Here is a 13,947-nt window from a genome sequence, read left to right as displayed (position 1 = left end):
AATAACAAGTCTAAAGTTACACAACTTATCCAATAAAGAAAATAGTTTTATGTTTGTTAGCGAAGAAGCGCTACGTTTCCTTTTTTTGTAAGTGTTTTCCCATCCAAAAAAGTTACTTCCAGTACATAAATATACACATCAATATCCTGCAGCTTACCTTGAAAAAATCCATCCCATCCGGTGTTTACATCGGTAGTTTCAAAAAGTTTGTGCCCCAGACGGTTGTAAATAATTAAAGTTACTTCTTTTACATCCTCTCCTCGAACAAATAGTTTGTCGTTATGACCATCGCCATTTGGCGAGAAAGCTTTTGGCAAGCCTACAAAAGGATAATTCTCTAAAAAAGCTACATCGATGGTATCGCTTGCGGTACAGTTCGAATCGGTAGTAACTTTTACCCAATATTTGCCTTCGGTTTGAACGGTAATTTTTTGTGTGATATCGCCGTTAGACCATTTATAGAAACAATTTGGAGTTCCCGCATCGAGAACAATTTTTTTATTTGCATAACTTTCTAAGTCTTTGCCAAGGTCAATTTTTGGAGTCGATAAAAGAGTAATCTCCAAACAGTCCGATTCGGTATTACCATTAGCATCAGTTACTTCCAGGCAATAATGACCATTGTCTTTTAAGTAGACTTCGGGAGTTGTATTCCCTAGTCCGAGCCATTTGTATTGCAATGGATGTGTAGGTTTTCCTTCTATTGTTGGAATAATTAATAGAGAATCTCCTGCACAAATGGAATGGTCTTCGCCTAAAAACAGACCAAATTTTTCTCCAATTCGGTGGGTAACGTAAAGCGTATCTTTATTTAAACAACCGTTCGTGTCTTTTACTTCCACCACAAAAACGCCGCCACTATTTACATTTATTGTTTGGGTGTTTTCACCTGTATTCCAGATGAATTTGGCTCCTTCATTTCCCGCATCTAAAATTGCACTTTCCCCATCCCATAAGGTAATGTCGGTTCCCAAATCGATAATTGGATTGGGGTGATAAATTACATTCGTATAGGCAGTTTGCTGAAAACCATCAGGGTCTGTAATTTTAACCCAATATTCATCAGCCTTGTCGATGGTAATGGAAGGTTCGGAAGTTCCATTTTTCCATTGATATCGGTATTCCTGATTGATGGACAAACCAGGTTTCAAGTTGATTTTTTGATTGCCGCACATTTGAACTACTTCCGGAAGGTTGATTTCAAAAAGTTCCGATTTTAGTTTGGCCTTAAATGATTTTGTGGAGGAACAACCATTTTTAGAGCTTACTTTTACAGAATAGGAGCCTGATTTAGTGATTGGAAGTTCGGAATCGCTAGAACCATCGGACCATAAATAGGTAGCTCCTTTTTCAAAAATATCGAGAATAGGATTTTCATCATCTATCACCACATGATCTTCGATATTAATTACAGGGCTTGCTTGGCTAATAACTTCTACTTTAGTTTTTACAATTTGATTATCGCGCAAATCGGTTACGGTAAGTTCGTAACTTCCTTCCTTGTCCACGCTAATATCTTTTGTGGTTTCACCGCTACTCCATAAAAAGGAATAATCAGATGGTAAATCGATAATGGGAGACAGGTTTAAGCTACTTCCTTCGCAGATTGTTTTGTTTTCGTCGAAAGTAACCTGAAAACTTTTCACCACTTCTAATCCAGCAAAAATAGTGTCGCTGTTACAGCCAAAAGCATCTGTTTCTATCAGTTTAAAATAGTTGGTTGCTTCGTGGTTCGGCCATTTTATACTAATTTTAAGTTCTTGTCTGTTGTTCTCAATTACACTTTCGTTTTTCAGCAAACTTGCACCTTCGGGCACCAAAACCGAATAGCTCGAATTTTTACCGATTTTTGCAGCATATTGTTGCGAAGTGTTCATTTTTACTTTTGGGTGATAATCTTCCACCTCGGGAGTTGCTAAAGGCAGCACCTGTATTGTTGCTGTGTTTTGGTCTTCAGGAATAACGACAGGAGTAAAATCTTCCAGCCATGCCTTTTTTAATTCTATGGTGTAGTTTTTTACCTGTCCCGAAGTGTTCTTAAAAAAGAGAGACATGATATATTCCGCAAAGTTGATCCCTTCTTCGCCATTTAAAATCATTGTAGGACTATTGTTCACTGAAAAGCTTACAAACCATTTTTTTCCTTTCGGACCTTCTAACGGAAGTTGTATTTCCTGCATAGGCAAAACGCTGCCATTGGTTGCCGAGCAATACATGATTTGGTAATCGGAGAGAATGCGAACCGTATCGTTTTGAGAAAAACCGGAAACAGCAACACATAGTAGCAATGCAACAAGAAATAATCTTGTTAGTTTTTGCATGAATAGAGCTTTGTATCTGGTCATGATTTTCGTTTTTTACGGAATTAGAACTAAAAAGAATCAATTTTTACTGATTTAAATATAGTTCAAAATAATTGGATGGACGATTTTAATCTATTAAAAACAACCACTAATCATTGTAAAACTTTCTTTCGTCAGGTATTTTACGGTAAAGATTCCCATTTTGTTTAGTTTTTCGGGAGCTATTTTCAAGATGTGTAACATTGGTTACATTTTCTGGAGGCGATGAGTTCTACATTTGTATCAGGAAATCATTAAAAATTCTGTTTGAAAATGGAGAATCAATATTTTAAGACCACAGATAGTTTGCTTGACATTTGTACTAAATATCCGGAGACAATTAAAATTTTTGTTTCTAACGGATTCAAGCAATTGGAGGATGAAGGGAAAAGGGCAATTTTTGGTAAATCTCTTTCTTTGGAGTTGGCTTTGAAAATGAAGAAATTAAATGTGGATACTTTTTCTGCATTATTGATAGAAGGAATTGATGGAAACAGAAATCAGGTGGATGGCGACCTGAATCAAAATAGCAAAGCACAAAAAGCAGATTCAATACATGTACAGGGTTTATTGCCTTGTCCGGTTCGTATTCCTTTGGTTGAAGGAATTGATGCTTTTATTCAAGAATACGAAAAGGAGCATGCTAACGAAATTGTTTACGATTTAAAAGCTGCTTCGATGGGATTGGATTGGTTAATTGATGATGTGATTAACCAAGAGAACACCGATAATTTAGCAGATATATTTATTTCAGCCGGTTTCGATTTATTCTTCGATGAGAAGTTGATGGGGAAATTTAAGAAACAAGGGGTTTTTAAAGATAGTACAGGTTTTGAGCGTTTGAATAAAGATTTTGATAACGATGAAATTTCCTTGAAGGATCCGGAAGGACATTATTCGATGATTGGAGTAGTGCCGGCGGTATTTTTGGTAAACACTGCCGAACTAGGCGATAGACCAATTCCTCGCACATGGGCAGATATTTTTAAGCCCGAATTTAAACGTAGTGTAAGTTTGCCAATTAGCGATTTCGATTTGTTTAATTCCATGTTGTTGCATATTTACAAGGCATACGGAGAAGAAGGAGTAAGAGGTTTGGGAGCCTGTTTGTTGGAAAGTATGCATCCTGCACAAATGGTAAAATCGCACACAAAAAAGAACGTTCGACCAGCAATTACCATTATGCCTTATTTCTTTACCAAGATGATAAAGCAAGGAGGACCAATGGTGGCAGTTTGGCCAGAGGATGGAGCTATTATTAGTCCTATTTTCATGTTGACAAAGAAGGATCAATTAGAGAAAACCCAGGATGTTGTTGATTTCTTTGCATCGAAGAAAGTAGGTGAGATATTGTCGCATCAAGGTTTGTTTCCAAGTATCAACCCCGAGGTTGACAACCGATTACCAAAAGAGAATAAATTTATGTGGTTGGGTTGGGATTACATTAATAGTAACGATATTGGGACTTTAATAAAGAAATGCGAACGAATTTTTAATAAGTCGATACAAGATGAATCGTTTGCAAATTTAGGACCGTTGAATTATACGCCAAGCAAGTAATTATTGACTGTTCTCCTTTTTCAGAGAATGCCGAAAGCTTCTGCGGAGCCGAAGGACAGAGCGGGTTGTAATGCGTACCCGAAAATATTAATTAAGAATTTAAACAACATCAGATATGAACTTAGTTACAGTTTCAGGACCTCCTTCATCAGGAAAAACAGCAGTGATTTTAAAGACCATCGATTCGTTACAGAAACGTGGATTAGAAGTTGGTGTGGTGAAATTTGATTGCCTTTATACCGATGATGATATTTTGTATGAAAAGGCAGGAGTGAAGGTAAAGAAGGGATTGTCGGGTTCACTTTGTCCCGATCATTATTTTGTAAGTAATATTGAAGAGGTAACGCAGTGGGGAATTAAGGAAGGTTTGGATTTATTAATCACCGAAAGTGCTGGTTTGTGTAATCGTTGTTCGCCTTATGTGAAAAGCATTACTGCCGTTTGTGTAATCGATAATTTGAGTGGGATTAACACACCAAAGAAAATTGGGCCGATGTTAAAAAGTGCTGATATTGTGGTTATTACAAAGGGTGATATTGTATCGCAGGCTGAGAGAGAAGTGTTTGCATCAAGAGTAAATCAAGTGAATCCGGGCGCAAGTATTATGCATATCAATGGATTAACCGGGCAGGGAGCTTACGAACTAAGCACTTTGTTATACGATGAGAAAGTGGAAATAAAGACTCTGGTTGGAGAAAAATTGAGATTCTCGATGCCATCGGCACTTTGTTCCTATTGTTTGGGCGAAACCAGAATTGGCGAAAGCTACCAAATGGGGAATGTTCGCAAAATTGATATGAGCGACAAGAAGGACGAAAAGTAGAAAGGCATCAAGGAAAGAATCAAGTTTAGTTCACCCCTTGGCCTATCGGCACTTCCCCTGGAAGGGGAAGAAATCGATTCGAAGATGCGAAAAGAAAATCAGGGTTTTCTCCCTTTTCAAGGGGATCCAGGAGTGTTAGAATACGATATAACAGTTACAAAATCGACAACATGATTACAGTTCAAGATATACAAAACCAGACTATTGCCGAATTATTCGAGCAATACCCTTTTCTTCCAGGATTTTTTGAGGAGAACACGCTTCAGGTTAATGGGCAGATTGACGAAAAATTAATTGATTATCTGAAGTTTTTGGATGATGAAGAGGAAGTAGAGAACAGAGCCATTGATAAAGACCAGTTGTTGCTTTCGATGACAACTTACATTTCTCAGATGTTGGAGTTTTTAGGCGAAGATGAGGAGGATGGCGTTCATAGCATCACTATTCTTCCCGGAACCAATAAATCGGGTGAGGCGGAGCAGTTTGGGGAATTAAAAATCAGCAAAAGCGAGATTGTTTGTATTGTTGGACCAACCGGATCGGGTAAAAGTAGATTGTTGGGCGATATAGAATGGGTTGCGCAAAACGACACTCCAACTTCACGAACCATTTTGGTGAATGAAGAAATGGGAGACAAGAAATGGAGGGTGAGCTCAGGGCATAAATTAGTAGCTCAGCTATCGCAGAATATGAACTTTGTAATGGATTTAACTGTTTATGAGTTTCTGGAATTGCACGCACAAAGTAGATTGGTTGAGGATGTTGAAGGAGTAATTGCGAAGATAATTGAAGAAGCCAATAAGCTTGCCGGAGAAAAATTTGAATTAACGACTCCTATCACAAGTTTGAGTGGGGGACAATCGAGAGCATTAATGATTGCAGATACTGCTATTTTAAGTAAGTCGCCGATAATTTTAATTGATGAGATTGAGAATGCAGGTATCGATCGTAAAAAAGCGCTTGATTTATTGATTGGTGAAGAAAAGATTGTTTTGATGGCAACTCACGATCCGATGTTGGCTTTAATGGGCGATAAACGAATCGTAATTAAAAATGGCGGAATTCACAAAGTGATTGTGACCAGCGATGAAGAGAGAAAACTATTGGTGGATTTGGAACGGATGGATGCTGTGGTTCAAAACATGAGAACAAGACTTCGTAACGGAGAAATCATTAAAAAGGAAGACATTGGGTTCTAATTAGTAATTATGAATTACGAATTAGTAATTAAAAATAGCATGGCATTTGTTTCTTATTTAAGAAACAAATGATAGTATAAGAGTTCTCCCTTTTTGAGGGGAGATGGCGATAGCCAGAGGGGTGTTTTTATTAGAAATTAATACAAATTATAAAATCAGGTTTTGAAATGGGATAATTTCTAAGATCTCCAATTTCAAACCTAATTAAAGGGAGGATAAAATTATGCATGACGGGTGCGCAGGAAGTTTCGAGAACGGACAACAGGTAGTTGATAAAGTTAGAATGATGGGTTTTTCAGAGCAATTAATGCCAATGCCTTTGGATATTGAATGCCATGGTTGCAAGGAAACCTTCACAATGGAAGAATTTGAAGGACATTGTCCGAAATGCGATATGGTACATGGGGTAACACCTTGCCATGCATTCGATCCAAATAATATTATGGCTGCAGGTATCGGTTATTAATGAATTGCCATGAGATTTATCTCGTGGATCTTATAAAATAATCCCAGTAGAGCTAATTGTTCTATTGGGATTTTTTTTGTTATTTTTCGCAAATTGAGTCTAATCTTAAAACTGGAAATACAATGAATTTAAATTTAGTGGATCAATTATGTCTTCTCGCACTCGACGATGAAAAGGGAAGTTTTGTTGCCGATTCGTTTTCGTTTGGATACGCTATGGCTGGAGCTATCATTTTAGAACTTTCTTTGCAGGAAAAAATTGAGATTCGAGACAAAAATATAGAGGTGAAATCGCATAAGAATTGTAATGATATGCTGCTCGATCATTTTATGGAGGAAATACGAAACTCAAAAAAGAAAAGAGGTCTGCAAGCTTGGGTGGAGATAATCGGAAACAAAGAAGCCTATATTAAAGAGGAAACACTAAAGAAACTGATTGCTGATGGTATCTTAAGCAAAAAAGAAGAAAAGATTCTTTGGGTATTTTCAAACGATAAGTACCCAACCCTAAATGCAAAACCCGAAAACGAATTAAGAAAACGCTTAAATGAGATTCTTTTAAACGATCGTAGTTTGGAGATGAAGGAAAGTATGCTGATTAGCTTAATAGACATGTGCTCTTTAAATACAGAAGTGTTTGGAAAGGAGCGAGCCAAGAAATATGAAAAGAAAATAAAGACAATCGTTGAAAATGCACAGTTAAGTTCTGAAGTGGGAAATGTGGTGAAAGAAATTCACGAAGCATTAATGGTGGTAATTGTAATGATGCTGACAACGACTACAATCATAAATAATTAAAAACAAGCTTTATTTTACAAGCTCATTCTACTTTCTCTTTTAAACTGGGAAGGCTTATTTTGGAACTGATTTCAAAAAACATCTATCTTCACGGGCGTAATACCAAAAAAGCATAAAAATGAATCAGGAAAATATTATTAGCAGCACGGTTGAATTCGTAAAAAAAACCCTTGCCGATGCCGAAGGCGGACACGATTGGTGGCACATTTACCGGGTATGGAAATCGGCAAAAGAGTTGGCGAAAAGCGAAAAGGCAGACCTATTTGTGGTGGAGTTGGGTGCTTTGCTGCACGACATAGCCGATTCTAAATTTCATGATGGCAATGAGGAAATTGGTCCGCGTTTGGCCCGTGAATTTCTTTCTTCCCTTTCGGTTGATGAGCAGACCATTCTGCATGTAGAGAATATCATCAACAACATTTCGTTTAAAGGCGGCAAAGAAGCTCAAAAATTTACATCGCCCGAATTGGATGTGGTGCAGGATGCCGATAGAATGGATGCCATTGGTGCCATTGGCATTGCGAGAACCTTTAACTATGGCGGTCACAAAAACCGCGAAATATACAATCCTACCATTCCTCCCAACCTAAACATGAGCAAAGAGGAATATAAAAACAGCGATGCCCCAACTATTAATCATTTTTACGAAAAATTGCTCTTGCTAAAAGATCGGATGAACACCCAGGCAGGAAAAGCAATGGCCGAAAAACGACATGCTTTTATGCAAGTGTATCTCGATCAGTTTTACAGCGAGTGGGAAGGGAAGTAAAGTAAAGAATTTCGAACGCTCTGTCGCAATTTATTGGGAACCGAATAACTTATAAAATTACAATAATATGGAAAGTCTAAATCCTTGCAGTATCGTCGAAGGAAACAATTCATTTCAGCTGAATGCGAATGCTAATACCGATTTTATTTGCAAGTATGAAGAATATGTGAAGGATAGTGCCTCTTTTTACTATCAAACAAAAAAGGGAGATTTTACCATGCTTGCTAAGCTTACAAGTATGGGTGGTAATGCATTCGATGCCGCATTTTTAATGGTGAGGCAAGATACGCGAAAATGGATAAAATTAGCTGTTGAATTGGGTGTTGACCAAAGCTACAATGTTGTTTCGGTGATTACAGATCCTTGGTCGGATGATGCTAATGGTGAATTATTAGATGGAAATTGTTGTTGGTTACGAATAAGCAGAAAAAATAATTTTTTTGGATTGCATTATTCTCTGGATGGAAAAAAATGGAGATTCGTAAGAGCCTTTGGAATGGAAATGAATGCATCCATTTCTGTCGGATTTGGCATTCAATCGCCAAAAGGCGATAATTGCAAGGGAATTATCGAGGAATTTTCGCTTAGCAATCAACCGGTAGATAATTTTAGAAATGGCAACTAACAGGATGGGCTAAAATGAAAACAGAGAAACAAAAAATGCTTGCCGGAGAATTGTATCATGCCGCCGATGCAGCACTTGCCGAGGAACGATTGCAAGCCCGATTACTTGTAAAAGAATTAAATGATTCGAGAGAGGATGCCGGCGAAAAACGGACCAAAATACTGAAGCAATTATTGCCAAATGCCGGAGATAATTTAGATATACAAGTGCCTTTTTACTGCGATTATGGTTCGAATATTTGCTTGGGCGACCATGTGTTTTTTAATTTTAATTGCGTGATATTAGACGTAGCAAAAGTAACAATTGGCAGTAGAACTTTGCTGGGACCCAATGTGCAAATATATACAGCCACGCATCCGGTTAATTATAAAGAAAGAGCCTCGGGACTCGAATTTGCCAAGCCAATTACAATTGGGGAAGATGTTTGGATAGGAGGAAGTGCAGTAATTTGCCCGGGAGTAACAATCGGAGACCGAAGCATAATAGGAGCGGGCAGTGTAGTAACAAAAAATATTCCATCGGATGTTTTTGCTGCAGGCAACCCATGCCGAATAATACGGGAACTGGAACAATAAATCATTTTCTGCTATAAAAGAAGCTTTTTCGGGAGACGAACCCGCATTCTAAAAAAAATAAGACGCATTACTTGAAGGTTACTTCAAATTTTGCGTCTTTAATTGTATTGGAATCAGTACGATAGATACTAGTTTTGTTCTAGCTCAAGTGTAGTTTCCGATTCATTTTTTGTCGATCTAGAGCGAACTTTCGTATTTACCGCTTCGATATACTTGATTATTGATTGGTAAATTCCTTTGTAAGTAGCTGGATTTACCCGTATCATCACCTCCAAATAGGGCAATAAGTCTGAATTAATGATATCGCGAACCTGCTTTCGCTGAAGCGATGCTGCAATTTGATCTTCTTTGGTCGCTTTTGCCTCATTACTTTCTCGATAAGTGCTCATTAAAGCATCGTTCGAATTTTTTGCCAAGATTAAAGCCTCACTTGCTCCAATCAGTGCTTCAATTAAAAGCTTGTTATCCTGCCTGTCTAATTCTGCAAATAGCGAGGTGGCCGACGAAGTTTGCTCTTCGTAACTTAAGCGATAAAGATTAAGATTGTGAGCATCAATAAGCTTCCAAATTTTAGTCGCAGCCTCCACTTTGTTCTCATCTCTCATGTACCTGTTTGCATCCACAAACTTTTTAAAACAGATAATATCTCTATCGAAAATGGCATCTTTTTTCGATAGTTCTTCGGTAAAATCACTAGCGCGTAACTTCCCAATTGAATTTTTAAGAATGCCGTGGCTTTTTAACAGTCTCGAGCTAATTTCGCTTAGGTATTGATCGGCGCTCCAATCGGTTTTTGCAAACTCAAATAAAATGTTTTCGGCAATATTTTCTACCTGTTTGCTTGTGTAATCACTTAAAATTTGTTCCATTGTTTTTTACAATTTAATTTTGATGATAAATAAAATAGTTCGGAATTTACTGTAAAATACAATAGGTAGTTAGTTAGAATTTGTATTCGTGTATTGTGCAGATAATAAGATTATAGTGTGTGATGCTTGAGTTTATTAATAAATGTGTCAGTTTTAGTTTTATGCTTAGTGTGTAAAATAAATAAATATCTGCGGAAATAGATTATATTAGAAAATGCCTCCCGATAAAATGTAAAGCTGTTTTTGGCATCCAAATGACCTCTCGACAATATGCAAAGACATTTTTCAGCCTAAAATAAGCTTCCCTCAATAGAAAATGGTCATATCGATTCTCGAACAATCGCCCAATAATTTGTAAAGGCCTATTTGACCGTAAAAATGATCTCTCGACAATGTGTAAAGCTGTTTTTGGCACTAAAATAGTCTCTCGACAATATGTAAAGGCATTTTTGGTGCTAGAATGACCTCTCGCGACTTGAAAATTAACTTTTTGGCGCTCGAATAAGCTCTCGACAATATGTAAAGGCCTATTTGACCGTAAAAATGATCTCTCGACAATATGTAAAGCCGTTTTTGTTGCTCGAATAAGCTCTCGACGAAATGTAAAGGCATTTTTGGCACTCCAATAAGCTCTCGACGAAATGTAATGCCATTTTTGACGCTCAAATTAACTCTCGACAATATGTAAAGGCGTTTTTGGCGCTCGAATAAGCTCTCGACGAAATGTAAAGCCGTTTTTGTTGCTCGAATAAGCTCTCGACGAAATGTAAAGCCGTTTTTGTTGCTCGAATAAGCTCTCGACGAAATGTAAAGGCATTTTTGGCACTCCAATAATCTCTCGACGAAATGTGATCCTCTATATTTATAGTAATACTACCTATGTGAAATAATCATCCTGATTCTTTTGATTGGATATTATTGTTTTGTAGATTCGTTCATTGAATATAATAAGTGTTCATTACTGCCCTATATGGGTCGGTAAATACACTTTTTAAAAAAATATAAACGAAATAAAGCCCATAGCACTTACTAACTAGTTAGGGCACATACGAAACGAGCAATACGAACTATTTAAATAGAAAGAATGGAAGCAATATATTTAGACCTTCATATTCACACCTCAGTAGATTCGAATAACCTGAGTGACAATTATGATATTGAAACATTGATTACTAAAATTAAAAGTGTCTCAAAAGATTCAGCTTATCTAATATCACTTACAGACCATAATATCATTAACAAAAGGGCTTATCTAGAGGCAAAGAATAAGGTGATGAATTTGCTTTTAGGAGTTGAGTTGCACATTAGGAATTACTCAGAATGCCCTCCATATCATTGTCATATTTATTTTAATCTCGATGAAATTACAGAAGATGTTATTGATGAATTAAATCTAAAACTTGACATATTGTATCCTATTAAAATGGTTAGTACTGCCGATAAGATTCCAACCTTGGAGGAAGTTATAAAAACTTTTGACAGCTATGATTTTCTTATTTTACCTCATGGGGGTCAATCACATTCAACATTTCCTAAATCTATTCCAAAAGGTGTGAAATTTGATAATTCTATTGAGCGAAGTATTTACTACAATCAGTTTGACGGTTTTACCGCAAGAGGTAATACGAAGCTTGAAATAACACAAGATTACTTTAAACGGCTCGGGATTAATGAATTTGTAAACTTGGTAACTTGTACGGATAATTATAGTGTTAATAGTTATCCTAATGCAAAAGCAAAAAAAGCAGAACCATTTATACCAACTTGGATGTTTGCTTTACCTACGTTTAGTGGGTTAAGGTTATCGTTGTCTGAATCTTCAAGATTAGTTTACTCACATGATAGACCTTCAATTTGGTCTGAACATATTAAATCGGTAAAGTTAGATAATGAAAAAATAAATATTGACGCAGAATTAACGTCAGGTCTTAATGTTGTTATTGGAGGCTCATCTTCAGGGAAAACTCTTTTTGTTGATTCATTGTATAATAAAATAATTGGTGATTTTTCTGATAGTAAGTATATTCCTTTTGGTGTGGAACAGCTACATGTAAATAACCCTTCCATGGTGAAACCTCATTATTTATCTCAAAATTATATAATGCAGGTGGTTAGTGATGCGACAGAAGACAAAATTGATAATATTGAGATTGTTAGAAAGGTTTTTCCTGGTGATGAAACGATTAAGCAAACAGTAAATAAAGGACTTTTAAGTTTAAAAACTGACTTAACAGATTTAATTGGATGTGTGAAAATATTGGAAGAGCAAGTTGAAGAATTGAGTCACATCCCATATTTAACGCGTTTAATTACAAGGAAGGATATTCAAAAGAACGTTATAGATAAATTCCGACCTACTGAAGAGGAAAAAAGAAAAATTAAATATTCTCTTCATGATTTTAAAGAACACAATGAGTTCTTAGACGAAATTGATGCTAAGTTGAAATCTAATCCTTTTGTTAGCCACGATGAGAAGCTTGTAATAGAGCTTAAGAAGGAAATTGTAAAGGCTTTTGATTCATCAAGTTTTGCAGAAGATATAAAAAAGGTCATTGATTCAGAAAAAGAACGTTATGACATGGATTTAAAGTCTGCTAATACAGAGGAACAAACAAAAAGACAAAACTTTGAAAAACTCATTTTGTGTGTAAAGATTTATTCTCAAAACTATTCTAAATTTTATAAAATACTAGAAAAAGTATCCAAGTATTCGATAAAGTGTGATTCTGAGATTGTGGAATCAATGGGTCATAAACTCTTCATTGAAAACGATTTTGAACTAAATAAAACAAAACTACTTGAGGTAATTAACAAACTACTTAAGACAGGTGACAAAATACTTTCCTTTGATAATATTAGTCCTGAATCTTTATTTAAATCAAAATATAAAGGACAAAGTCCTAAAGTTAAAGGCTATGATGATTTTGAGAAACGGATTTATACAGATTTTGAGTCTTTAAATAAAAGAAACTACAAAATAATTACCTTGAATGGAAAGAAATTTGAAGACCTAAGTGCGGGTTGGAGAACATCTGTACTTTTAGATATAATATTAGGTTTTGAAGGTGATATAGCTCCGATTATTATTGACCAACCAGAAGACAACTTAGCAACAAATTATATCAATGAAGGTCTAGTAAACGCAATTAAGAAAATTAAATCCAAGAAACAGATTATTTTAGTTTCTCACAATGCCACAATTCCGATGCTAGGTGATGCTCAAAATATTGTTTTGTGTATTAATAACGACCAAAAAATAGAAATTAAATCCAACAGGTTAGAAGGTGAATTGAACTCTAGGAGTATAGTTGATTATATTGCTGAAATAACTGATGGTGGTAAGCCCTCAATAAAGAAAAGAGTAAAGAAGTATAACCTAAAAAACTTTAAAGAATAGCTATGAAACTAATTTTTAATAAAGAAAACGATAATATATCAATTCAATTAATAAAAGGAACTACGACTATTGATTTTACTTATGTTGATATGATAAAGGAATTATTAACAGACCCTAAAATTGAAGATTCTACTTTTGAAGGCGATATTAGCGACGAAGAGAAAGATAGAATAAATGAAATGCTAAAAAAGGTTCAAGATTCAATAGTTGTTGATGATATTGAAGAATAAAGTACGATGCCCTAACAAAATGTATAGTTCATAGCGGTTTAATAGTAAATCCAAACATCGTAGCTAATATTGGGCACCGCCAAATCTGCCGATTTGACTATTTTAAAGGAAGCAAATTTGGCTCATTGTGTAATTTGAATATTATCGCTTTTAAGTCCGCTACGAAACCATAGTGTGCCGAGAAGCAGAACATCGGCGAAACAAAGTTCTGCATGCTGTAAATAAGATGGTGGATGCATTTGTAAGCAGACCCACCAATGTCGCATTTCAGGATGAGGCATTAAACCACCTAAAG

General features: G+C 36.0%; 12 protein-coding genes. 10 read left to right on the top strand and 2 right to left on the bottom strand.

Going from position 1 to position 13,947, the window contains the following annotated elements; translation table 11 throughout:
• Window positions 1-56: 56 nt before the first annotated feature.
• Window positions 57-2,345, bottom strand: coding sequence for a T9SS type B sorting domain-containing protein (locus BZG02_RS09625; RefSeq protein ID WP_101261225.1), 2,289 nt, complete (start codon window positions 2,343-2,345; stop codon window positions 57-59).
• A gap of 270 nt (window positions 2,346-2,615) precedes the next feature.
• Here BZG02_RS09625 and BZG02_RS09620 point away from each other — a divergent pair, with 270 nt between their 5' ends.
• The 8 genes from BZG02_RS09620 (at window position 2,616) to BZG02_RS09585 (ending at window position 9,156) form a co-directional block, all read left to right on the top strand.
• On the top strand, window positions 2,616-3,902 hold the full coding sequence (locus BZG02_RS09620; protein WP_101261224.1) for an ABC transporter substrate-binding protein: 1,287 nt from the start codon (window positions 2,616-2,618) through the stop codon (window positions 3,900-3,902).
• Window positions 3,903-4,017: 115 nt separating this feature from the next.
• Window positions 4,018-4,725, top strand: coding sequence for a GTP-binding protein (locus tag BZG02_RS09615; RefSeq protein ID WP_101261223.1), 708 nt, complete (start codon window positions 4,018-4,020; stop codon window positions 4,723-4,725).
• A 170-nt stretch (window positions 4,726-4,895) separates the two neighbouring features.
• Window positions 4,896-5,924 carry an ATP-binding cassette domain-containing protein gene (locus BZG02_RS09610; RefSeq protein WP_101261222.1) on the top strand — a complete coding sequence of 343 codons (1,029 nt, stop codon included), beginning with the start codon at window positions 4,896-4,898 and terminating at the stop codon, window positions 5,922-5,924.
• 223 nt (window positions 5,925-6,147) lie between these two features.
• Entirely contained in the window at window positions 6,148-6,390 is a 243-nt protein-coding gene (locus tag BZG02_RS09605; RefSeq protein WP_101261221.1) for a hypothetical protein, read from the top strand.
• A gap of 122 nt (window positions 6,391-6,512) precedes the next feature.
• On the top strand, window positions 6,513-7,187 hold the full coding sequence (locus BZG02_RS09600) for a GOLPH3/VPS74 family protein (RefSeq protein WP_101261220.1): 675 nt from the start codon (window positions 6,513-6,515) through the stop codon (window positions 7,185-7,187).
• A 118-nt stretch (window positions 7,188-7,305) separates the two neighbouring features.
• Complete coding sequence (locus BZG02_RS09595) at window positions 7,306-7,956, top strand: HD domain-containing protein (RefSeq protein WP_101261219.1); 651 nt, start codon at window positions 7,306-7,308, stop codon at window positions 7,954-7,956.
• 67 nt (window positions 7,957-8,023) lie between these two features.
• Entirely contained in the window at window positions 8,024-8,581 is a 558-nt protein-coding gene (locus tag BZG02_RS09590) for a DUF1349 domain-containing protein (protein ID WP_101261218.1), read from the top strand.
• A 14-nt stretch (window positions 8,582-8,595) separates the two neighbouring features.
• Complete coding sequence (locus BZG02_RS09585; protein ID WP_101261217.1) at window positions 8,596-9,156, top strand: sugar O-acetyltransferase; 561 nt, start codon at window positions 8,596-8,598, stop codon at window positions 9,154-9,156.
• A 128-nt stretch (window positions 9,157-9,284) separates the two neighbouring features.
• Here the strand turns inward: BZG02_RS09585 and BZG02_RS09580 are convergent, their stop codons facing one another.
• The gene (locus tag BZG02_RS09580) at window positions 9,285-10,025 is read right to left on the bottom strand and encodes a DUF6261 family protein (RefSeq protein WP_101261216.1); all 741 of its coding nucleotides are present in this window, start codon (window positions 10,023-10,025) and stop codon (window positions 9,285-9,287) included.
• A 1,084-nt stretch (window positions 10,026-11,109) separates the two neighbouring features.
• Here BZG02_RS09580 and BZG02_RS09575 point away from each other — a divergent pair.
• Both BZG02_RS09575 and BZG02_RS09570 read left to right on the top strand, forming a co-directional pair.
• Window positions 11,110-13,422 (top strand): PHP domain-containing protein, encoded by a 2,313-nt coding sequence (locus tag BZG02_RS09575; RefSeq protein ID WP_101261215.1) that lies wholly within the window; start codon window positions 11,110-11,112, stop codon window positions 13,420-13,422.
• A 2-nt stretch (window positions 13,423-13,424) separates the two neighbouring features.
• Complete coding sequence (locus BZG02_RS09570; RefSeq protein ID WP_101261214.1) at window positions 13,425-13,652, top strand: hypothetical protein; 228 nt, start codon at window positions 13,425-13,427, stop codon at window positions 13,650-13,652.
• Window positions 13,653-13,947: the final 295 nt, after the last annotated feature.

This window comes from Labilibaculum filiforme, assembly GCF_002843315.1.
In the GTDB taxonomy this organism is placed as follows: Bacteria; Bacteroidota; Bacteroidia; order Bacteroidales; family Marinifilaceae; genus Labilibaculum; species Labilibaculum filiforme.
Note: the sequence above shows the minus strand (reverse complement) of the source record. Positions and strands in the feature narration are given on the sequence as shown.